The 23,360-nt window shown below is 49.7% G+C and carries 17 protein-coding genes; 14 read left to right on the top strand and 3 right to left on the bottom strand.

All coding sequences use genetic code 11. The features are described 5' to 3' along the window. Positions 1 to 593 precede the first annotated feature (593 nt). From H8L32_RS15610 to H8L32_RS15590, 5 genes are all read left to right on the top strand, one after another. Complete coding sequence (locus H8L32_RS15610; protein WP_186948164.1) at positions 594 to 3,344, top strand: TonB-dependent receptor; 2,751 nt, start codon at positions 594 to 596, stop codon at positions 3,342 to 3,344. 135 nt (positions 3,345 to 3,479) lie between these two features. Further along, positions 3,480 to 5,477: a S9 family peptidase gene (locus H8L32_RS28175; RefSeq protein ID WP_186948163.1), complete on the top strand. Its 1,998-nt coding sequence runs from the start codon at positions 3,480 to 3,482 to the stop codon at positions 5,475 to 5,477. 150 nt (positions 5,478 to 5,627) lie between these two features. Then, positions 5,628 to 6,119, top strand: a complete 492-nt coding sequence (gene ybaK / locus H8L32_RS15600) for a Cys-tRNA(Pro) deacylase (protein WP_186948162.1) — start codon at positions 5,628 to 5,630, stop codon at positions 6,117 to 6,119. Between the two features lie 89 nt (positions 6,120 to 6,208). Further along, the gene (gene plsY / locus H8L32_RS15595; RefSeq protein WP_186948161.1) at positions 6,209 to 6,826 is read left to right on the top strand and encodes a glycerol-3-phosphate 1-O-acyltransferase PlsY; all 618 of its coding nucleotides are present in this window, start codon (positions 6,209 to 6,211) and stop codon (positions 6,824 to 6,826) included. A 401-nt stretch (positions 6,827 to 7,227) separates the two neighbouring features. Continuing rightward, complete coding sequence (locus H8L32_RS15590) at positions 7,228 to 7,695, top strand: cache domain-containing protein (protein ID WP_186948160.1); 468 nt, start codon at positions 7,228 to 7,230, stop codon at positions 7,693 to 7,695. 43 nt (positions 7,696 to 7,738) lie between these two features. Here H8L32_RS15590 and tsaD read toward each other — a convergent pair whose 3' ends face one another. Next, positions 7,739 to 8,767 (bottom strand): tRNA (adenosine(37)-N6)-threonylcarbamoyltransferase complex transferase subunit TsaD, encoded by a 1,029-nt coding sequence (gene tsaD, locus H8L32_RS15585; protein WP_186948159.1) that lies wholly within the window; start codon positions 8,765 to 8,767, stop codon positions 7,739 to 7,741. Between the two features lie 191 nt (positions 8,768 to 8,958). On the opposite strand from tsaD, the gene H8L32_RS15580 reads away from it, so the two are divergent. The 4 genes from H8L32_RS15580 (at position 8,959) to H8L32_RS15565 (ending at position 12,951) form a co-directional block, all read left to right on the top strand. Next, positions 8,959 to 9,594: an ANTAR domain-containing response regulator gene (locus H8L32_RS15580; RefSeq protein ID WP_230412247.1), complete on the top strand. Its 636-nt coding sequence runs from the start codon at positions 8,959 to 8,961 to the stop codon at positions 9,592 to 9,594. A gap of 460 nt (positions 9,595 to 10,054) precedes the next feature. Further along, positions 10,055 to 11,224 carry a CmpA/NrtA family ABC transporter substrate-binding protein gene (locus H8L32_RS15575; RefSeq protein WP_230412257.1) on the top strand — a complete coding sequence of 390 codons (1,170 nt, stop codon included), beginning with the start codon at positions 10,055 to 10,057 and terminating at the stop codon, positions 11,222 to 11,224. Between the two features lie 9 nt (positions 11,225 to 11,233). Continuing rightward, a complete protein-coding gene (gene ntrB, locus H8L32_RS15570) occupies positions 11,234 to 12,136 on the top strand; it encodes a nitrate ABC transporter permease (RefSeq protein WP_230412246.1) in 903 nt (300 codons plus the stop codon). Positions 12,137 to 12,138: 2 nt separating this feature from the next. Next, on the top strand, positions 12,139 to 12,951 hold the full coding sequence (locus H8L32_RS15565; protein WP_186948156.1) for an ABC transporter ATP-binding protein: 813 nt from the start codon (positions 12,139 to 12,141) through the stop codon (positions 12,949 to 12,951). A gap of 66 nt (positions 12,952 to 13,017) precedes the next feature. Here the strand turns inward: H8L32_RS15565 and H8L32_RS15560 are convergent, their stop codons facing one another. Then, entirely contained in the window at positions 13,018 to 13,809 is a 792-nt protein-coding gene (locus H8L32_RS15560; RefSeq protein ID WP_186948155.1) for a PGAP1-like alpha/beta domain-containing protein, read from the bottom strand. A gap of 707 nt (positions 13,810 to 14,516) precedes the next feature. Here H8L32_RS15560 and H8L32_RS15555 point away from each other — a divergent pair. The 5 genes from H8L32_RS15555 (at position 14,517) to H8L32_RS15535 (ending at position 22,450) form a co-directional block, all read left to right on the top strand. Further along, positions 14,517 to 16,817, top strand: coding sequence for a putative bifunctional diguanylate cyclase/phosphodiesterase (locus H8L32_RS15555; RefSeq protein ID WP_186948154.1), 2,301 nt, complete (start codon positions 14,517 to 14,519; stop codon positions 16,815 to 16,817). Between the two features lie 434 nt (positions 16,818 to 17,251). Beyond that, positions 17,252 to 19,174, top strand: coding sequence for a PrkA family serine protein kinase (locus tag H8L32_RS15550; RefSeq protein WP_186948153.1), 1,923 nt, complete (start codon positions 17,252 to 17,254; stop codon positions 19,172 to 19,174). A 60-nt stretch (positions 19,175 to 19,234) separates the two neighbouring features. Next, complete coding sequence (locus H8L32_RS15545; RefSeq protein ID WP_186948152.1) at positions 19,235 to 20,506, top strand: YeaH/YhbH family protein; 1,272 nt, start codon at positions 19,235 to 19,237, stop codon at positions 20,504 to 20,506. Between the two features lie 8 nt (positions 20,507 to 20,514). Continuing rightward, on the top strand, positions 20,515 to 22,056 hold the full coding sequence (locus tag H8L32_RS15540) for a SpoVR family protein (RefSeq protein WP_186948151.1): 1,542 nt from the start codon (positions 20,515 to 20,517) through the stop codon (positions 22,054 to 22,056). Between the two features lie 100 nt (positions 22,057 to 22,156). Next, on the top strand, positions 22,157 to 22,450 hold the full coding sequence (locus H8L32_RS15535; protein WP_186948150.1) for a hypothetical protein: 294 nt from the start codon (positions 22,157 to 22,159) through the stop codon (positions 22,448 to 22,450). 99 nt (positions 22,451 to 22,549) lie between these two features. Here H8L32_RS15535 and H8L32_RS15530 read toward each other — a convergent pair whose 3' ends face one another. Further along, positions 22,550 to 23,236 (bottom strand): MarC family protein, encoded by a 687-nt coding sequence (locus H8L32_RS15530; RefSeq protein ID WP_230412245.1) that lies wholly within the window; start codon positions 23,234 to 23,236, stop codon positions 22,550 to 22,552. Positions 23,237 to 23,360: the final 124 nt, after the last annotated feature.

Here is a 23,360-nt window from a genome sequence, read left to right as displayed (position 1 = left end):
TGATTTCTCAGGCTGCCTCTGAAACCCGTGCTTCTGGCACGGGTTTTTTTATTGGGCGTCGCAAACGGAGCTGATGGGCGTTGCTGCCTGGCGGAGATTTTCTGCTAATTCGATAGCAAACATATAAACAATATTTCCATAACAAAATGTTTGACTGACATTACGGAAATGAAATGACTCGAAAATACAACATTCTAAATATATTTAGAATGTTATTTAAAGAATAATTTTTAAAAACTTAATTTTGGCAGAAAAGAAAAATCCATAAAAAACGTTCTTTTTGTTAAAAAATGAAAAACAATATTTCCAAATTTAACAAATTCCGGATTTTCCCTTCTGAAACGCAGCGATAAAAACCCTGCAAGTAACATTCTGTAGCGGCTCATAATCAAATTTCTCTCGATGGTCGTAGTGCTTTTGCAAGTAAAAATGCCAGACGTGTGTGATGCAAACGGTTTTTGAAGGAGGATCGTTTGCTACCGGATGGTATGTCCATGCAGTGGATCGATGCTGAAATCACCGCATGGCGGCAACCACGATACAAAAAAGAGAAACGCGCTTGCATTGAAAAAATTAAAACAGAAAGGTAATTCATGAAGCTGAGTCGTCTCACATTCGCATTATCCAGCATAGGTCTGTTCTCTATCGCCACCGGCGTATTGGCACAGGTAACCACCACGCAAGAGGACGAAAAGAAGGTAGAAAAAGTCCAGAAAGTGGAAGTGACTGGTTCAAAAATCAAACGCATCAATTACGAAACCGCGTCACCGGTGCAAGTGATTACCCGTGACGAAATCGTACGTGGTGGTGCCACCTCTCTGTCGGAAGTGCTAAAAACCATTTCTTCCAACCAGGGTGGTATTGATGAAAACCGTACCAATGGTTTTACCGCTGGTGCATCCGGTTTGAACTTGCGGGGTATTGGTAGCCAGGCAACGCTGGTACTGATCAATGGACGCCGTCTGGCTGCCTATGCGCAACCAGAATATCAAACCACCTTCGTGGATTTGAATTCTGTGCCGGTAGGGGCGGTAGATCGCATCGAAGTCTTGAAAGACGGCGCGTCGGCGATTTATGGTTCTGAAGCGATGGCGGGTGTGGTCAACATCATTTTGCGCGACAATTTTGTCGGCTCGGAAATCAGTGGTTCTGTTTCGCAATCGCAAAGACATGATGGTGAACAAGTCCGCACGACCCTGAGCTATGGTTTTGGTAGCCTGGTCGAAGATCACTACAACGTCTATGCCACGCTGGATATCCGTCAACGCAAGCCCATGTTCATCAGTAAGCGCGATGATTACCTGAGCACTGAAGATCTGCGCCCTTACGGTTATAAAGATAATCGTTCCCTGTACACTTTCCCTGGCAATATTTACTGGACGGACAAGGTTACCGGCAAGTTCGTTTCCCGCAGCCTGGACAAGAATTGTCCTGCCAATAATCTGGTGCCTGCTGATACCTTCTTCGGTGCCGGCACGCTGGGAACTGCCTGTGTATTCGATGATTTGAAAGATGCATCGGTGAACTCTGGTGGCAAGACAGACCGTGTTGGTCTGATCAGCCGTGGTACATGGCAGATCAATGCAGATACGAGTGCATTTGCTGAAATCATGTATAACCAGAATAAAGCGAGCGTTACCGGCCTGCCTCACTGGTTTGCCGGTCAGAATGGCCTGGATACAGGGGCTTTGCCGATTACCCATCCACAATATCCTCAAGAGTTGATTGATCCGGTTACAGGCAAGACGTTGGCGGGCGGTAACGGTACCGTGCGCGTGCGCGCATCCCTGAAAGATTTCCCTGGTCAGGGTCTGCAAAATACTACCGATTTCGGTCGTTATCTGGCAGGCCTGAAGGGCAACTATTCAAACTGGGATTGGGAATCCGCGCTGATGTATAACACCAGCAAAGTCGAATCCAAGGCCACTGCAGGCCTCTTGTCAGTGCCCTTTATTGCCGCCTACAACAGCGGTACTTTCCTGTTTGGCAGCTCGGCACAAAATGCTGATCTGTATAAAAAAATCGTGACTGATTCTTCAGACAATTTTAAATCTGGCATGTATATGTGGGATGCCAAATTGTCGGGCGAATTGATGCAATTGCCGGCCGGACCATTGTCCATCGCCGTTGGTGCAGAGGCACGTCGTGAAACCCTGGAAGTCAATCCTTCGCAATTATCCATCGATGGCGCCTTGTACCACAGGGCACAATCGCAACCAGGTTATACACGTGGCCGCAATATTGCCTCCACCTATGCTGAATTGTCGGTACCTATTTTCAAAACCCTGGAAGGCCAGATCGCTGGACGTTATGATCGCTATTCCGACTATGGTAATTCGACGACACCAAAAGTGGGTTTGAAATGGAATGTCCATCCGACACTGCTGGTACGTGGCACCTATGCAACCGGTTTCCGTGCCCCGACGCTGGTAGAAAACTCCACCCAGATTCTGAAGGCTTTCCTGTCTTATCGTGATCCTGAGCGTTGCAACGACAAATTCAAGAATGGCTGTCAGTGGAGCAGTGCCTATGAAAGCGGTTCCAATCCTAATCTGAAACCCGAAACAGCAGACAGCTTTACCGTGGGGCTGGTATGGGAACCAAGCACCTGGTTGAATGCCAGTCTGGATTTCTGGCAAATCAAACGCAAGGATGAAATCTCTACATTTGATCTGACTACAGTATTGGCAAATCCTGGTCGTTACGCCGGCAATCCGGCAGCAGTCATTACGCGTGATCCTTTGAGCGCAGCTGACAAGGCCGCCGGTGCGACTGCGGGTGAAATCACCAACCTCAGGTTGTTGCTGACTAACGTGGCAACCACCCAGGTGCGTGGTGTGGATATGGACATTAACGCCAATTTCAATCTGGGTGAATATGGCCGTATCTATCCTAACCTCAGGGTCACTTACAATCACTCGTATAAGTCTGCACCTTCTCCAGAAGCAGAGGCCATTGAATATGCCGGTTCCCGTAATCAGCCACGGGTTCAGGCAACGGCGGGCATCGCATGGGAAAAAGCCGCATGGAAGGCATCGCTGGATGCTGTGCATGTCGGCCACATGTCATCGAACGGCGACTTCACTCAGCCATGTGTATTTGAAACTCAGGGTTATGCCAATTTGTGCAAGGACATCCCATCCTTCACCACCTTCAACCTGGGCGGCAGCTATTCTGGTCTGATGAAAAATCTGAAGTTGAGCTTTGCCGTCAGAAACGTGCTGGATCGCATGCCTCCATTTGCACCAAGCGCAACATCTGCACAAGCTGTTGCAGCTATCACCAGCCTGCATGATGTCGTGGGCCGTTACTTCCAGTTCACCGTGGATTATAAATTCAAATAATTTCGTGAGCTGATCAGTGTCGGAATCTCAGGTCAGTACGCCCTGGATTCCGGCATTTTTTTATCCACTGTTTTTCCGATGCATAGTGACATAAAAAAGAGTAACAAGAACAGATTCTTCTGAGGGAGATAAATAGTGAAGAAACAATTTTTCAAGACTGTTATAGCCGGTATGTTATGTGCGGCCGCGACGGTGAGCTTACCAGCCAGTGCCGACAAATCCATACCGGTGGCAGATTTTTTTAAAAAAGCACAATTCAGCGGTCGTCCGGTCTTGTCACCTGATGGCCAGAGCATGGCAGTACTGACGCCGCGCAATGGCCGTTTTGTGCTGGCCATCATCCGCCTCGATTCGCGTCAGCCTAAAGTGATCGCGTCTGACCCTGACTGGGACATTATTGCGCCGAGTTGGGTGAATGACAAGCGCCTGGTATTCAGCCTGAGTCGTGGCAGCGATGTCGTCATGGAAGACAATGATGGTGGCGGTCTGTTCGCCGTCAATAGTGATGGATCGGCTTTCCGCAAACTGGTGCCGACCAGAAAAGAAGCACGTGGTGGCAATATCGCTTACAAACCGCTTTCCGTGTTGGCACGCGTTTTTGATGGCAGCAATGACCTGATCGTTGTCAACAATCAGCGTGGCAGAGATGCCAAACTGGGCGCTTCCGACGTATTGCGCCTGGATACTGTCACCGGCCGGACCAGACTGCTGACTTTTGATAATCCCGGCAAGGTCAGTGACTGGATACTGGACGAGAACAATGTCATACGTGTCGGTGTATCCAATGATGTAGACCCGGAAAACAAGCGTGTCAAACAGGTGGTGTATTACCGCGATACCGAGACATCTCCCTGGAAACTCATTCATCAGGCTTACCTGGATGAAGGCAAGGAAATGCATCCGCTAGGCTTTGACTTCGACAATAAGACCCTGCTGGTGGCGGGGCGCTTTAATGGCCGTGACAAAATGGCCGTGTATATATGGGATTTCGCCAAACAGACCGTGGGTGAGATGGTGGCAGATCATCCCGATGTAGACGTCGCAGATCTGGCAATGGATAGTTTGCGTAAAAAGCTCATTGGTGTGAGCGTAGACGGCATGTTACCCGAAATGATCTTTTTCGATGACGACTATGCCAAACTGGATGCAACTTTGCGGGCAAGTTTCCCCGGGCAAGAGGTTTCCTTTCAGTGGAGTGGGAAAAATGTCGTGGTGGTGGTGCGTGGTGACAATAATGTCGGTTCGGTTTACTTTTATGACACTGAGAAAAAAGTGCTGGAACCTGTATACGTCGCCAAGCCTGAATTTGAAGGCAAGAAATTATCGGCGCAGAAAGTCATCAATTACAAAGCACGCGATGGGCTCAATATTCCGGCTTACCTGACCCTGCCTGAAGGAATGCCAGCGAAAAATCTGCCTCTGGTTGCGTATATTCACGGTGGGCCGCATGCGCGTGACCACCATGGCTATGACCCCATTGCGCAAATGCTGGCATCGCGCGGCTATGCTGTTTTGCAGCCGCAATTCCGCATGTCGACCGGCTTTGGCTGGAAACATCATACCGCTGGCTGGAAGCAATGGGGCCTGTCCATGCAGGATGACGTGACGGATGGTGTGGAAAATCTGGTCAAACAGGGTATCGTTGACAAGAATCGTGTCTGCATCATCGGTGCCAGCTATGGCGGTTATGCCACCATGTACGGTCTGGTGAAAGACCCTGACCTGTATAAGTGCGGTATCAACTGGGTGGGTGTGACCGATGTCAAAATGCTGTTCACGGTTAACTGGTCAGATATGTCCGGCCCTTACATGGACAATATGGGCGCGAAAATGCATGGTGATCCTAAAACAGACGATGCCTATTTCCATAAAGTGTCAGCGATAGAAAATTCCGGCAAGATCAAGGCACCGGTCTTGATGGCCTATGGCAGTGAAGACATCAGGGTTCCGCTGATCCATGGTGAAAAAATGCGCGACAAACTGCTGGCACAGGGTAATACGGTGGAATGGATGGTATTTACCGGTGAAGGCCATGGCTGGGCGAAAGAAAGCAATAATATCAAATGGGGTGAAGCGGTCCTGCGCTTTATAGACAAATATATTGGTGACAATTCCCCCGCAGCCAAAAAATAAAAAGGCCGGTACTAAATTAACAACCGACAGCTTTGTCTGTCGGTTTTTTTTTATTCCTCGGGAATTGGGGCGCAAATTATGCAAGTTGGCCATCGAACGCTATAATTTGCACCGGTATATTTCACCAATCCTGTTTTTGAGAGTGTAATTTTGGCCAAGAAAGAACATGTTTCAGTCACCCAGGCGACTCAGTTTTTGCGCAAGCACAAGGCAGAGTTCTCTGAGCATCCGTATGCGTATGAAGAGCATGGTGGCACAGCGGTGTCTGCGCGTGAACTGGGAGTAGACGAACACGCTGTCGTGAAAACCCTGGTAATGCAGGATGAAGCTGCCAAACCTTTAATCGTACTCATGCACGGCGACAGGAAAGTATCGACCAAAAATCTGGCAAGGCAGATAGGCTGCAAATCGGTGGAGCCCTGCAAGCCGGAAAACGCGCAAAAGCATTCTGGCTATCTGGTTGGTGGTACTTCGCCTTTCGGTACAAAAAAGGCCATGCCTGTGTATGTTGAGCGCAGCATACTGGCTTTGACAAAGATTTATATCAATGGCGGCCAGCGCGGTTATCTGGTCGGTATTGCGCCAGGCTTGCTCGAAAGCCTGTTGCAAGCCCGTCCTGTCGACTGCGCGCTGGAAGAGTAATTAGTCCGGCTGTACCGGTTTTTACCAGATGCACTGACTGCTGGCATATACTTGCGGGGAATTTTTCCCCATGAAGAATAAGGATCAAGATGAATACAATACTGGCAGTCATTGCTGCCTACCTGATCGGTTCACTGTCGTTTGCTGTGGTCGTCAGCAAATTGTTTGGCCTGGCGGACCCGCGCACGTATGGGTCAAAAAACCCCGGTGCGACCAATGTTTTACGCAGCGGTAACAAGGCAGCAGCAGTGCTGACCCTGCTGGGGGATGCTGTCAAGGGATGGCTGGCAGTCTGGTTGGCCAGCACTTACGCCGTACAGTTTGGTCTGGATGATGGTAGCGTTGCACTGGTGGCGGTCGCGGTATTTCTGGGCCATTTATGGCCGGTGTTTTTCAAATTTGTCGGCGGCAAAGGCGTGGCAACTGCTGCCGGTGTTTTGATCGGTATTAATATCTGGTTGGGTGTGGCGACACTGGCTACCTGGATGATTGTGGCATTCGCCTTCCGTTATTCGTCCCTGGCGGCCCTGATTGCGGCCATCTTCGCACCTTTGTATTACGGCTTCCTGTTTGGCCCTGATGTCAAATTACTGGCGGTATTTGTGATGAGCGGCTTGCTGATCTATCGCCATAGCCAGAACATTGCAAATTTGATGAACGGTAAGGAAAGCCGTTTGGGAAGCAAGAAGGCGAATGTTAAAAAATAGGTAGAACTCATTTCACAAATAGGGCTGAGTGCGAGCAAGGCGATTCGGGATGCAGTGCAAGGCCTAAGGTTTGTACCCTGTGCAGCTAAGGCTGGTGCCTTAGCAAGCGCAATGTCACCACCTCGCGCTGCAATGCGCCCAAATCGCCAGCTCCCGGAGGGTTTGCCTCATAACGCGTGCTGGACTGCAAGGTGTGAACAATTCGACTCGTTGTCAATAGACCCGCTATTGACTGCCTCGTCCGCCTTGCCAGCCCACGTTATGAGGCAAACGCATCTCACCCCTATTTATGAAATGAGTTCTAATCTTACAAATAGCGCTAGATTTTTCCCTGTTTGTTAATTATGCTGAATTTAACCATCCAGGGAATTGACTAGCGATTTGACACCAAGGGGCTGGAAATGATTGCGAATTCTTACCGTTTGCGTTTCCTGAACCTTTGTCTGTTCAGCCTGGTACTGGTGTACTTGCCTGCACGTGCCGCCGAACATGGTACTGCCAACGAGGCAAAAGCCATGGTGCAAAAAACGATTGATGCCATGAAAAAGCATGGTGTTGATGCCACCATCGCAGACATCAATAAACGTGATGGTCAGTATCAGGACCGCGATTTATATGTGGTGGTCTACGATCTCAATGGCAAAAATATCGCCCACCTCAACCCAAAGATGGTTGGCAAGGACATGATAGATCTGACCGATGTCGACGGTAAATTTTTTATCCGCGAGCGTTTGGAAATGGTCAAGGCCAAGGGCAAGGGCTGGCAAGATTATAAATTTGTTAATCCGACCACCAAGCAGATAGAACCCAAATCCATGTATGTGGAAAAATACGAGGGTGTGATAGTCGGTTGCGGTATTTATAAGTAAGCCGCCCAGACCGGTGATGATCCGTGTCCGGGCCAGCAGGCCGTCAGGCTTCCAGCAATTCTTGCAAAGGCCAGCGTGGTCGCACATTGAAGCCATAATCCCGTGTTGCCAGCGCGGGATTTTTTTTGAGCCGCATGGCACCGGCAAAGGCAATCATCGCACCATTATCGGTACAAAATTCCAGCTCGGGGTAGTAGACTTGAAAACGGCGTTTCTGCGCGGCGGCATTCAGGGATGCGCGCAATTGCTGATTGGCGCCGACACCACCGGCTATCACCAGACGCTTCAGGCCACTTTCCCGTATCGCCGTTACGCATTTAGCTGTCAGCACATCCACGATGGCATCGACAAAACCACGGGCGATATTGGCTTTGTCCTGTTCGCAAATATTCGCAGGATGGTTTTTGACTACGGTCAGGACGGCCGTTTTCAAACCCGAAAAACTGAAATTCAAATCTTTGGAATGCAGCATCGGGCGCGGGAATTTATAGGCAGCAGGATCACCAAATTCTGCCATGCGTGAAATGGCGGGGCCGCCAGGGTAAGACAGCCCCAGCAATTTGGCAGACTTGTCAAAGGCTTCACCGGCAGCATCGTCCAGCGTTTCCCCCAGCAATTGATAGCGGCCCACACCGTCAACCCGCATCAATTGGGTATGGCCACCTGACACCAGCAAGGCAATGAAAGGAAATTCTGGTGGTTTGCTGGCCAGCAAGGGCGACAGCAAATGGCCTTCCAGGTGATGTACGCCCAATACCGGTTTGTCCAGCGCCAGGCCCAGTCCACAGGCGACAGAGGCACCTACCAGCAAGGCCCCGGCCAGACCAGGGCCCTGGGTGTAGGCAATCGCATCGATCTGCTGTTTTTCCAGGCCGGATTTGCTCAACACTTCGGTCAGCAAGGGCAGGGCGCGCCGGATATGGTCGCGTGACGCCAGTTCTGGCACGACACCGCCGTACTCCTGATGCATGGCGATTTGTGAATGCAGGGCATGGGCAAGCAGGCCCTGTTCAGTGTCGTACAGGGCCAGACCGGTTTCATCGCAGGAAGATTCAACTCCAAGAACTATCATGTTAATTTCTAAATTGCGCAGAGCACAGCCTTGTCCAAACTGCCGGGAGTAGCGTCAGTGAATGACAGGAAATGATGCTTTTACTTAAATAATGTGGCGGATTGGTGCGAATCTTGCTAAAGAACGCATACCGAGATTATATCTGCCATGGCCTATCTATGCGCACCAAACAGAATAGTGTTAATGCGACAATGTCTGTTTCACCCAGCTTGCGTATCGTGGTGGTGAATACGGTCATACAGACCGAGGATGAGTTGCATGAAGACGCGCAGGCGCAACTGGCGCGTTCGCGCGCCCTGCGCATTGGGCTGCTGCAGGCCGGGTATAACATCATTGCCGTGATTCCCGGTGATATGTATATGAGTGAACGGGTAGCGCAATTGCAGCCGGACATGATCATCATTGATGCCGAATCTGATTCGCGTGATGTGCTTGAACATATGGTCATGGTGACCCGTGACGCCCCTCGCCCCATCGTATTATTTACTGAGGACGGTAATCAGTCGAACATGGCCGCCGCCATGGAAGCCGGTGTGTCGGCTTACGTCGTCGCCGGCTTGCAGTCGGACCGTATCAAGCCTGTGCTGGATGTGGCTATGGCCCGCTTTAACGCGGACCAGAAGTTGCGCAGCGAACTGTCAGATACCAAGGCCAAGCTGGTTGAACGCAAGACCATAGAGCGTGCCAAGGGTTTGTTGATGGAAAGGCATCAGTTGTCGGAAAACGAGGCTTATCAAAGAATGCGCAAGCAAGCCATGGAAAAAAATCTGAAGCTGGTTGATCTGGCTCAACGCATGCTGGATGTCGCCGATTTGCTTGGTGGCTAAGAAACGTTTGCTTCATGCGGAATATAGGGCGCAGTGGATTGGAGTCCAAGTTTGTGCGTGTAATTGGTGCGCCGCGTCATTCCGGTGCGAAATAAGTCCTGATCCTTGTCGGCTTTGTATCGCCATAGCATTTTAATGAGACAAATTCACTGAACCAGGTCTGGCACGGCAATTGCTAAAGAAAGAGAAAGTGCCAACGCTGGCGCTAAACAATAAATGAGACTGACTAACGGCGGTCACCTCATTAGACAAAGGTGTCTTTCTACTGGTTTTTACCACGTGGAATGACACCTTTTTTCGTTGCAGAAAAACTTTCTCAGGCTGGAGTGCAGACATGTCGAATCAGGAATCGAACAAGAAATCTCTCATCATTGATGTCAACAAGCAGGAAGATCATGAACCGAATTTCAAACGTCGCAGTTTATTGCAAAGCGCTGCATTGGCAACGGGAGCTGGCATCATGGGTCTGAGTACAGGTGGTGTCTGGGCCGCAGGGTCAGACAAGCCAGAAAAAGAAGAAGTGCATATCGGCTTTATTCCACTGACGGATTGCGCATCGGTGGTGATGGCCTCTGTCCTGGGTTTCGACAAAAAATACGGCATCAAGATTATCCCCACCAAAGAATCTTCCTGGGCCAGCGTGCGCGACAAGCTGGTGAATGGTGAACTTGATGCCGCCCATGTCTTGTATGGTCTGCTGTATGGCGTGCAACTGGGAGTAGGGGGCAACAAGAAAGACATGTCGGTGCTGATGACATTGAATAATAATGGTCAGGCGATCACACTGTCCAAAAAACTGGCTGAAAAGGGTGCGGTAGATGGTGCGGGTCTGGCCAAGCTCATGCAGACCGACAAGCGTGAATATACCTTTGCTCAGACTTTCCCTACCGGCACCCATGCCATGTGGCTGTACTACTGGCTGGCAGCACACGGCATCAACCCGATGAAAGATGCCAAGGTCATTACCGTGCCGCCGCCACAGATGGTCGCCAATATGCGTGTCGGCAATATGGACGGGTATTGCGTAGGTGAGCCCTGGAACCACAGGGCGATTGCAGATGGTATCGGCATCACTGCAGCAACGACGCAGGATATCTGGAAAGACCATCCGGAAAAAGTATTGGGTACCACCTCCGAATTCGTACAGAAATATCCGAACACGGCACGCGCCATGGTTGCTGCGATACTCGAAGCCAGTCGCTGGATTGATGCCTCGCTGTCCAACAAGAGCAAGATGGCCGAAACCATTGCTGACAAATCTTATGTCAATACTTCAGTCGATGTCATCAACCAGCGTATTTTGGGCCGCTATCAAAATGGTCTGGGCAAGACCTGGGATGACCCTAACTACATGAAATTCTTCAATGACGGTGCGGTGAACTTCCCTTATCTGTCTGATGGCATGTGGTTCCTGACGCAACATAAACGCTGGGGTTTGCTGAAAACAGATCCTGATTATCTGGCGGTTGCCAAAGCAGTCAATCGCATTGACGTGTACAAGGATGGCGCGGCCATGGCAAAGGTATCTGTTCCCAAAGACGTCATGCGCAGCAGCAAGTTCATGGATGGTACGGTCTGGGATGGAAAGAATCCGGCTGCCTATGCAGCTTCCTTCAAAATCAGGGCTTAAGGAGTCGCAATGAATACCTTGGTACATGGTGCAATGCAAGAGCCGGCTGTGGAAAAAACCGAATCGGCAGTCGTCGAACTCAAACCGGCAAAGGTGAAACCAGTGAAAAATCCAACTGCAAAGAAGCAGCGTTCATTCCGGCCATTTTTCCTGAGTGTGCTACCGCCGCTGTTTGGCATAGGCATGCTGATCCTGATCTGGGAAATTATCGCGGTCAAGAACAGTGCATTTCCTTCGCCCTGGGTGACCTTGCAGGAAGCCATCAATATATTCTCAGATCCTTTTTATCAAAAAGGACCCAATGACCAGGGCATAGGATGGAATATTTATGCATCCCTGAAACGGGTGGCAGTGGGTTTTGGTCTGGCTGCGGCCGTGGGTATTCCAATGGGTTTTCTGATTGGACGTTTCAAGTTTTTGTCGGGCATGTTCAATCCCATCATCAGCCTGCTGAAGCCGGTATCGCCGCTGGCCTGGTTACCGATCGGTTTGCTGGTATTCAAGTCTGCGCATCCGGCAGCGATCTGGTCAATTTTTATCTGCTCGATCTGGCCGATGATCATCAATACCGCGATCGGTGTGCAGCGTGTACCGCAAGACTATATGAACGTGGCCAGGGTACTCAATCTGTCTGAATGGAAAATCGTCACCAAGATTTTACTGCCTTCCGTATTGCCTTATATGCTGACGGGTGTGCGTCTGGCGATAGGTACGGCCTGGCTGGTCATCGTGGCGGCAGAAATGCTGACTGGTGGTGTCGGTATCGGTTTTTGGGTATGGGATGAATGGAATAACCTGAATGTACCGCACATCATTATCGCCATTGTGGTGATCGGTCTGGTGGGGTTGATACTTGAACAAATTCTGGTGGCAATTGCACGCGCCTTTACTTATGAAGATGTGGGGACATGATCATGAACGAAATCGATAGCAAGTACATCGCAGTCAGCCAGGTTGAAATGGTGTTCAATACCCGCAAAGGTAATTTTCATGCCTTGCGTGATATTAATCTGAATGTCGCCAAGGGTGAATTCATTACCCTTATCGGTCACTCTGGCTGCGGCAAATCAACTTTACTGAATCTGATCGCTGGTTTGACCAATGCCACTTCAGGCACACTGATTTGTGCCAACCGTGAAATTTCAGGTCCGTCGCCGGAACGTGGCGTGGTGTTTCAAAATCATTCCTTGTTGCCATGGCTGACCTGTTATGAAAACGTGTTTTTGGCAGTGGAGCGCGTCTTTGGTGCCACTGAAAACAATACCAAATTGCAAAAACGGACCATGCAGGCCTTGTCGCTGGTTGGGCTGACGCATGCAGAGAAAAAACGTCCGAATGAAATTTCCGGCGGCATGAAACAGCGCGTTGGTATTGCCCGCGCGCTGGCGATAGAGCCGAAAGTCTTGCTCATGGATGAACCCTTCGGTGCACTGGATGCCTTGACCCGTGCCCACCTGCAGGACGAACTCTTGAAGATCGTCGCCAAGACCCAATCGACCGTGGTGATGGTGACACATGATGTGGATGAGGCCGTGCTTCTGTCAGATCGCATTGTCATGTTGACCAATGGTCCGGCAGCGACCATCGGCGAGATTTTGAAAGTGGATCTGGAAAGGCCGCGTGACCGCGTCGCATTGGCACAAAATCCCAAGTACGCAGAATACAGGACAGAAGTGTTGGAATTTTTATATCACCGTCAATCGCACCCCGCGCACGAGGCTGCGTGATCTTCATGCCATCGCAATACAGTATGCCGGATTTGATCTGGCATACTGTAATTGGCAATCAGTGGTTCAGAGCCTGCCTGGTAGCGATAAAAGTAAAGTCAGCAGAGCGTCATAGCGCTTCAGATGTGCACTGGTCGTGAATGGCAAGATGTCAAAAATTGGAAAAGGTTCTTCCGTCCCCCAGCCGATTTCACCTGCATGATCGACCGGCCAATCCTCCAGATGCGTATGTCCGTCGTAAAGTGCTGAACTTTTAAGTACCAGGCCATCATTGATCCCCGGATTTGATGTTTCAAGCACGGTAGCCAGCGGGTAAAAAAGCGAAGGTGCTCCCTTCCTGGCATCGCCGGCGATATTGTAATAACGAACTCCTGGAGCATCAGACGTAGTGTCATTAAATTTTTTTGCAGCAGTAGTCGTCAGGTCTTCCAGTGCCCCTGCTTGGTTTTTGATGAATTCTGGAATGGCCCGTGTCAGAGCGTGAGTGTGATCAAACACGGCGTCTGCTACCGGGGAACCCTTATGCGGCGTTCCTATCGTGACAAGCGCAGTTACCCTGGCTGCCACATCTGGCATGTGGGCAAGGGCAAAGCGCGCATCCAGCCCTCCCATGCTATGCGCTATCACATCAATGCGGCCTGGCGGCTGTTGGCGAATGATGTCGGCGAGTGTTTTTGCACGATCGGCAATGTGGCCGATGGGGGATACTTGCGGTTCTAAAACCTGGTCCACACGTTTCTTCAAATGCCTGGCAACACCATTGAAATAGGCAATAGGAGAATCGATGGGTAGAGGAAGGCCAAAATAATGACCAAATCCAAGAACACCATGAGCAAGAATGATTGTGTGTGTAGGCATGTCCATGTCCTGTCGTTGTTATGAAGTGCTGAAACTACTACTAAGCGGCTACGATAACTGCTACTAAATCGACTACTAAATCGGCTACTAAATGGCTACTAAATGGCTACTAAATGGCTACTAAATGGCTACTAAAGCGCAGGCGAAATGCAGCGCTCTGTTTTTGTGTTTGGGGCAAGCCGGTGACCAGGCAAAAAATTTTCGTTTTTTGTTATCTGCGTTCATTGTGCGTACCGTACTGCATGAGTTGAATTACCCTCGTCTTCAAGCTGATTCAATGAGAACTCAGTATAGAATAAATTGCATAATATGCAATCATGTTTTGTGAGCACAATACAAACTATTCCCAACTTGCTGTCATGCACTGGTATTGATTGATGCGAGCAGGAAACACTTAAAGTGAAAATCTATCGTCATATGGAAATCAGTTAATGAAAACTAATTTTCATTAAAAGGTTTGTAAATTGTCACGGCAAATGCGGAAACGATATAAATCTATGAGAGAATGCACCTTGATTTTGGAAACATTTCCTCACAGTTTTTTCAGGTCATGTTGACAACGAAAGGGATGTGCAATCCGTTCAGCAAGACAGGGTAGTGTTACCGCAAGGTAGTACTGCGTATTTTCTGGTCCTTGTGCCGGCATGTATGCTGGTTTGCATTCATTCTTCGGCAACAGACTTTAGCTTCTTATTCCAATACATGACATGTTTCGCTGGCTTTTTCTTAATGAAAGTGCATTAACGCCTGCCGAGCACACCGCATGGAAATTAAGCGCACTACGTATCATTTTGATGTCCGGCTTCGTGCTGGAAGCAGCCGTGGCGATTCACAGTTCTCTGGATGCAATCGCGGTTGGCGCCTATCAGGTGTTGTGGGTCGTTGGTTTTTTCTATGCCGTGCTGGCCGTGGGTTTGTATTATTCATCCCGGCACTTGCGTGCCGGTGCTGCCATATTGATAGGCACGGTTTATGCGTCTGCATTTTCCATCGTCAGCTTTATCAGCGATTTTGATATAGCCAAGTTTGGCTATATTTTTATTTACACCACGCCCATCATCGCGCGCCTGTTTTTTGGCACCCGGCTGGCGATGGGGCTGATGGTATTCAATTTCCTGCCTTTCCTGTTGCTGTTGATGAACCGGCCTCTATTCACCGTGCCCGGTTTTGACGTGACCCTTCCAGCCAGTAATACGTATATACAGTCGCTGCTATTTTTGTTTTTTAACACCTGTGTACCACTGGCCGTGTTTAGGGTCTTGCATGAGCTGGATGTGTCGGCCAAGCGCTATCGCCAGGCGAGTGATGCACTGGCGGTAAGCCATGCGCAGTATGAAGAAGTATTTCAAAATGCAGGTTCAGCCCTGTTATTGACGGATGCGGGTGGCCAGATATTGCAGGCAAATCAACTCGCCAACAATTTGCTGGGCCGCAATGCCGATAAAGATGAAGAGCTGGCACTGTTTGCCTGGCTGTCGCTGGATAACAGCGTGCGCCTGAAAAGCCCGAACAGCGATGAGTCTGAAAACATGCGCATGTCAGCCTACCGTACGCGTGACGGCAAACTGGTTGCGCTGGAAAATATTTCGCAAACCTCGACCGAACACTATATCGTTGCCCTCAGGGATGTATCCGGCCTGCACTCCATGCATCATGCCCTGCAATTGAGTCTGGAACGCGAAGATTATCTGAGCCGGCATGATGCCCTGACCAATCTGCCCAACCGTGACATGTTGCGCAGCCACCTGCATGACATTCTGGCTGACAATGACGACAGCAAGGTAACTGCTCTGGTTTCCTTTCGTCTAAATAGCATACGACATGCCAACCAGCAGTTTGGTGCTCATACGGGCGACATCCTGTTGCGTCGTTTTGCTGAAGAATTGTCACGCGCACTGCCAAAAAATTGTTTCTGTGCACGTTTGCGCAGCATTGTTTTTTCTTTTGTGGTGGAGCATTCACGCACACCAGGCGAGATCATCAAGTTGGTAGAAAAGGTAAGAAATAATCTGCCCAAAGAGCTGGAAATCAATGGTGAAAATTTGCTGGTGCAGTTTTCTGCCGGTATCGCCTTGGTACGTCCAGACGACAAACTGCCAGATGATTTGATACGCCGCAGCGAAGTCGCACTGGATACTGCCCGTCGCTCCAGTGACCAGAGCGTGACCCTGTTTGATGAAGAAGATGCGCAGCAAATACGGCGCAGTGTCGAGATTGAAGTCGGCATCGTCAATGGTTTGAAGCAAAATGAATTCCGTCTCGTGTACCAGCCCAAAGTGGCGCGCGATGGCAACATCGCCGGTCTTGAAGCCTTGTTGCGCTGGGAATCACCGACATTGGGCAATGTACCCCCGGCTGAATTTATACCAATAGCCGAGCGGGCCGGGTTGATACGTCTGATCAGCAATTTTGTCATGGACCAGGTGTGCAGTCAGATACGTGACTGGCTGAACCGCTTTGGTGATTGTCCCGTGATTGCCTTGAATTTGTCGGTGACAGATATCGCCCGCAGCGATTTGTTACAACTGATCGATGATTGTTGCCATCGCCATGGCGTTGCTTCGTCTTATCTGGAATTCGAGATTACCGAAACCGGCCTCATCGCTAACGAAACATTGACCATACATCACCTGGATGAACTCAAGGCGCGTGGTTTCAGTATCGCGATTGATGATTTCGGCACTGGCTATTCGTCATTGTCCAAGCTCAGTCATTTCCCGGCGCAAAGCGTCAAGATTGATCGCTCATTTGTAGCGCAGATCGGGCACAACAAGAAAAGTGAAATGATCATCAAGGCCATTATTTCACTGGCCGACATCCTGTCTTGTCATACCGTCGCCGAAGGCGTGGAAAATAAAGAACAGGAAATCTTCCTGAAAGAGATAGGCTGCGATTTCTTCCAGGGATATTATTATTATCGTCCGCTGGAAGTCTCTGCTCTGGAATTATTGCTGGCCGAATTGCCGGCAAAAGAGAATCTGCCTCCCTACCAGTTCAAGTTGGCGTAGGAGACATTTCATCTGTCATGGATGAAGTGTTTTCTTGTCACATTCCATAAGTATTTCAATTCTTGATCGCATCTCAATTCTTGATCGCATCTCAGCCCCTAATCCTCCCAGGTTTTATGTGCATGTGCATACCCTGCATTCACATTATTTCACCAATGCCTTGAACCAGCCGGTCAACCTCAGTGCCTGATAGCGCGTTGCATGAGAAAGTAGAACTCATACTGCGTCATTAAGTGAATATGTTTATACCAAAACTTGTTCGTCACGGTTTTACAACAGTGCTTTGATCTGACATTTTGCACAGAGTAACAATTTGCGCTGCACGTTTTGATAATTTCAACTACACTAAAGTCGTAGTGTGCTGGCGGCAATGAATTTTAGGCTGCTGCCAGGCCGGTTCGGAATTTGCTTTTTGCTTATCCATGGAGGTCGGGATGAATATCTTTGACAACTACACCGCACGGTATGAACGAACACGCGAAGAAGAATATTCCATGCAGGAATATCTCGATCTGTGTAAAAAAGACCCGCTAGTCTTTGCCAGTGCGTCTGAAAGAATGCTGGCAGCCATCGGCGAGCCTGAATTGGTGGATACGCGCCATGATTCCCGCCAGTCGCGTATTTTCTCCAACAAGGTCATCAAGATCTATCCAGCCTTCCGTGAATTTTATGGCATGGAAGAAGTCATTGAGCAGGTCGTGGCGTATTTCCGCCATGCTGCGCAGGGACTGGAAGAGCGCAAGCAAATCCTGTACTTGCTTGGGCCAGTCGGAGGTGGTAAATCTTCGATTGCCGAACGCCTCAAATACCTGATGGAAAAAATCCCTTTTTATTGCATCAAGGGTTCCCCCGTCAATGAGTCTCCTCTCGGTTTGTTCAATGAAGAAGAAGACGGCGTCTTGTTGGAAGAAGATTTTGGCATACCACGTCGCTATCTGAAGAGCATACCCAGTCCATGGGCCGTCAAGCGTCTGCATGAATTCAATGGTGACATCAACCAATTCCGCGTGGTGCGCCGCTATCCTTCTGTACTGAAGCAGATTGCCGTGTCGAAAACCGAACCTGGCGACGAAAATAATCAGGATATTTCTTCACTGGTAGGCAAGGTCGATATCCGCAAACTGGAAGAATATGCGCAGGATGATCCGGATGCCTACAGCTATTCCGGTGGTCTGTGCCTGGCTAACCAGGGCTTGATGGAATTTGTTGAAATGTTCAAGGCGCCGATCAAGGTCTTGCATCCTTTGTTGACTGCCACCCAGGAGGGAAACTTCAAAGGTACCGAGGGTTTTGGCGCCATCCCTTTTGAAGGCATCGTGCTGGCGCACTCGAATGAATCAGAATGGAAGGCATTTAAAAACAATAAAAACAATGAGGCTTTTCTTGACCGTATTTATATCGTCAAGGTGCCATATTGCCTTCGTGTGAATGATGAAATAAAAATCTATGAAAAACTGGTGCGCACTTCATCATTGGCGAGTGCACCTTGCGCCCCCAGTACGCTGAAAATGATGGCCCAGTTTGCCGTGCTGTCACGCCTGAAAGAACCAGAAAATTCCAGCATCTTCAGCAAGATGCAGGTATATGACGGTGAAAATCTCAAGGATACCGACCCCAAGGCCAAATCACGTCAGGAATATGCAGATTATGCCGGTGTTGATGAGGGCATGAATGGACTGTCAACCCGCTTTGCATTCAAGATTTTGTCCAAGGTATTTAACTTCGACAATACGGAAGTCGCTGCCAATCCTGTGCATTTGCTCTACGTACTGGAACAACAGATAGAGCGTGAACAATTTGCGCCTGAAATAGAACAAAAGTATGTGTCTTATATCAAGGAATATCTGGCACAGCGTTATGCAGAATTCATAGGCAAGGAAATTCAGACGGCCTACCTGGAAAGTTATTCCGAGTATGGCCAGAACATTTTTGATCGTTATGTGACCTTTGCTGATTTCTGGATACAGGATCAGGAATTCCGTGATCCCGATACCGGTGAAAGTTTTGATCGCGATGCACTCAACAATGAACTGGAAAAAATCGAAAAACCGGCAGGTATTTCCAACCCCAAAGACTTCCGTAATGAAATCGTGAATTTCGTACTGAGGGCCAGGGCGCAGAATGCTGGTAAAAATCCGGCCTGGACCAGTTATGAAAAACTGCGCACGGTCATCGAGAAAAAAATGTTTTCGAATACGGAAGAATTATTGCCCGTTATTTCCTTTAATGCCAAGGCCAGTGCCGACGACTCCAACAAGCATCAGGAATTTGTCGAACGCATGGTGGCCAAAGGCTATACCGCCAAACAGGTTCGCTTGCTGTGTGAATGGTATTTGCGGGTAAGAAAATCGTCTTGATGGCAGGTGACGAATGCTAATCAGGCAAGTGAAAGATTTTGCGGCAAACGGGAGAGCATTTTGGTTCATCTGATCGACCGGCGTGTCCAGGGTAAAAATAAATCTGCACCGAATCGTGAACGCTTTTTGCGGCGCTATAAGGGGCAGATCAAGGATGCTGTTGCACGTGCAGTCAAAGGGCGTTCCATTACTGATATCGAAAGCGGTGAGCGCATATCGATACCGGTCAAGGATGTCAGTGAGCCTAGCTTTGGCCATACGCACGGCGGTGTGTGGGAAGGCGTGCAGCCTGGGAATGAACAATACCAGCGCGGTGACCAGGTTGCCCGGCCCAAGGGCGGCAGTGGCGGTTCTGGCAAAGGGCAGGGTGGCAATAGTGAAGACCCGGCAGAGGATGACTTTGTGTTCCAGTTGTCACGCGAAGAATTCATGAACTATTTCTTCGAAGACCTGGAATTGCCGAATATGGTCAAGACACAACTGACCTCTACCACCGATTTCAAAAGCCAGCGTGCCGGTTACAAGACTTCAGGCACGGCATCGAGCCTGCATGTCTTGCGCTCATTACGTGGTGCCATGGGCAGGCGCATCGCAGTTGGCGGAAAATCTGCACGTCGTTTGAAAGAAGCCGAAGCTGAGATGACCGTCCTGCTGGATTCTGGTGTCGATGCCAAAGATGCGAGGGTTGTCACGCTCAAGCAAGAGATCCATCACCTGCGGACGCGTTTGCTGGCGATACCCTTCCTGGATCCTTTTGACCTGCGCTACAGCAATAGAGTCAAGATACCCAAGCCCGCCAGCCAGTGCGTGATGTTTTGTTTGCTGGATGTATCCGGCTCCATGGATGAGCAGAAAAAAGATACGGCAAAACGCTTCTTCATTTTGTTGTACCTGTTCCTGACCCGTGCCTATGAAAAAATCGAGGTGGTGTTTATCCGCCACCACACGACGGCGATGGAAGTGGATGAGGATGCTTTTTTCCATTCGCGCGAATCGGGCGGCACCATCGTTTCATCCGCACTGAACCTGCTGTCGCAAATTGTGCGTGAACGCTACACTGCCAGCGACTGGAATGTGTATGTGGCCCAGGCGTCGGATGGCGATAACTGGGACAATGATTCGACAACCTGCGGGCAACTGCTGACCAATGTCATCATGCCGCTGGTGCAGTATTATGCCTACGTGGAAATCACTGATGGTCAGCCGCAGAACCTGTGGCTGGAATATGAGAAAGTGGCCGAACATCATGCGCACTTTGCCATACAAAAAATAGAAACACCGGCTGACATTTATCCGGTCTTCAGGGAATTGTTCAAGAAACAGCCGAAATGAGGTCCAACATGGAAGCCAGCCATGCCAGTACCAGAAAAAAACATCCCCGTGCCTTGCCCGAGCAATCGGAATGGACTTTTGAACTCATAGAACAGGCGCATGAAGAAATACGCCGGGTAGCCGAACAGTTCGGGCTGGATACCTATCCCAACCAGTTGGAGGTCATTACAGCCGAACAGATGATGGATGCCTATGCTTCCGTAGGCATGCCGGTATCCTACAATCACTGGTCATTCGGCAAGCATTTTCTGTCTACGGAAAAAAGCTATAAACGCGGGCAGATGGGGCTGGCCTACGAAATCGTCATCAATTCCAATCCCTGCATTTCTTACCTCATGGAAGAAAACAGCCTGACCATGCAGGCACTGGTGATTGCCCATGCCGCGTATGGACATAATTCCTTTTTTAAAGGCAATTACCTGTTCCGCACCTGGACTGATGCTGAAGCGATTATTGACTACATGCTGTTTGCCAAGAATTATATTGCCGACTGCGAGCAGCGCTATGGCATGGAAGCGGTGGAGCTGATCATTGATTCCTGCCATGCCTTGCAAAATTATGGTGTTGACCGCTACAAGCGCCCGGCCAAGATATCGCTGGTCGAAGAACGTCTGCGCCAGGCAGACCGAGAAAAATACATACAGTCACAAGTCAATGACTTGTGGCGTACCGTCCCCAGGCGCAATGAAGTACCAGAAAGCCAGGTGGAACAGCGTGTACCGCCCGAACCGCAAGAAAACCTGTTGTACTTCATAGAAAAGTATTCACCCTTGCTGGAACCATGGCAACGCGAGATTGTGCGCATCATCCGCAAGGTATCGCAATACTTTTATCCGCAACGCCAGACCCAGGTCATGAACGAGGGCTGGGCGACATTCTGGCACTACACCATACTGCAGCAACTGTATGAAGAAGGTGTAGTCGGCGATGGTTTCATGATGGAGTTTTTGCAAAGCCATACCAATGTCGTCTACCAGCCACCAGTCAGCAGCCGATATTTTAGTGGCATTAATCCTTATGCCCTGGGCTTTGCCATGATGCGCGACATACGCCGCATTTGCGAAGCCCCGACGGCAGAAGACCGTGAATGGTTTCCCGACTTTGCTGGTGGCGACTGGCAAAAAACCTTGCAGTTTGCCATGCGTAATTTCAAGGACGAGAGCTTTATTGCCCAGTATCTGTCACCCAAGCTGATGCGCGATTTCCATTTTTTTGCCATCCTTGATGATGACAGCAAGGACAAACTGCTGATTTCTGCGATTCATGATGAACAGGGTTATCGTTATCTGCGCGAGCAACTGGCGGGGCAATATAACCTGGGTAACCGTGAACCGAATATCCAGGTCTGGTCAGTCGATATGCAGGGCGACCGCGCGTTGACCTTGCGTCATACCCAGTATCAGCGTCGCCCCTTGAACATGCAGACCGGGGAGATGTTGAAGCATGTCGCTAGGCTATGGGGGTTTGATGTCTATCTGGAGACTGTGGACCCCGGCAATAAAGTGCTGGCCAGACAGGAATGCAAATGGGAAAAACGCAACAGAGTCTGAGTTTTCCCCATCAGCGGTGCAGGCATGCCAAATGTCGATAGCCGTGGACAGGCTGATGCGATAAAATGAAAAACGACCATCTGAAGACGGAGACTGCACCATGTATCTGGATCACCCGAAAATTTCTGCCACCAATAGTGAAACCGAGCCAGACCGCATAGAACGTCTGAGCCGTGTTTACGGCTATGCGATAGGCCTGGCGGATATTGATGGCAATAAGGATTGTATTACCAAGCTGGCCAAGATCCACGATCACAAGGGTACCCTGATGGTGATCTGGTATGTCGCCCCTACGCAGGTAGAGAAAACTTATTTCAGCCGCGCCTGGAACAGCCGCATCGGCGATGAAACCGAACTGGTTGAACATGCATTGATGCTGCAAGAGACGCTGTAAGTACAGAGTGCCAGGGCGGATAAGCTATCCGCCCGTATCACTTACAGTGACAGTGATGAGTGCCCGCAGCACTTATGCGGGTATGCCATACAAACTGCTTTAGCGCAGTTTCAGGTCACCGACCAGATCAGAAATACCTGCCCAGCCAATTTCTATCCCTATACACAACAAGATAAAGGCTGACAGACGCAGCAACACGGTTGCGCCTACGTCTCCCAGCAATCTTTCCATATTGCGGGCGAAGCGGTAGCACAGGTAAATCACCAGCGTCGTCAGCAATACACCCATGGCAGAAGCGATACTGGTGATGATCCAGTCTACTGGTTTGTTAGGCATCTGCGTACCCAGGGTGACCGATGCTGCAATGGTGCCTGGCCCTACCGTCAGCGGAAAACTGAAGGGATAAAATCCGCGGCTGCGCAGTTCTTCACGGGTCCAGGTACTGCCACCATGCGAGGCAGCCACGGAATTACGCAGCTTGTCTTGCCCCTGATCGTTCAACAGTTTCCAGCCCGCCATGGCGACCACGATACCGCCGGCAACCCGCACGATAGGCAGCGATATGCCAAAAAAATCCAGTACATAGGAACCGATGAAGACGGCACCCATCAAGAGGAAGAAACAGTTCAGGGCGATACGCTTCGCCAGCCGGTTGGCCAGTTGCGGCTCTATTGGGCCGGTCATGGATAGAAAAATCGGAGCAATCGCGATGGGGTTCAGAATAGGTAACAAGGTGATCGGTACCACAATCAGTGCCTTGAAAAAAATGATCATCGTGATACTCATGCGTACTCCTGAAAGATAGGGCTACGATTATGCAACAGAAACGCCTGATTGGCGACTATTGGCGACTGTGAGAATGAGTGAGACCAGGACGGAATGTGTGATTTTGGCATACAAAAAGATACAT

It is taken from the genome of Undibacterium hunanense, assembly GCF_014284335.1.
In the GTDB taxonomy this organism is placed as follows: domain Bacteria; phylum Pseudomonadota; class Gammaproteobacteria; order Burkholderiales; family Burkholderiaceae_D; genus Undibacterium; species Undibacterium hunanense.
The sequence above is the reverse complement of the archived record's forward strand: the minus strand, read 5'-3'. Positions and strand labels throughout refer to the sequence as shown.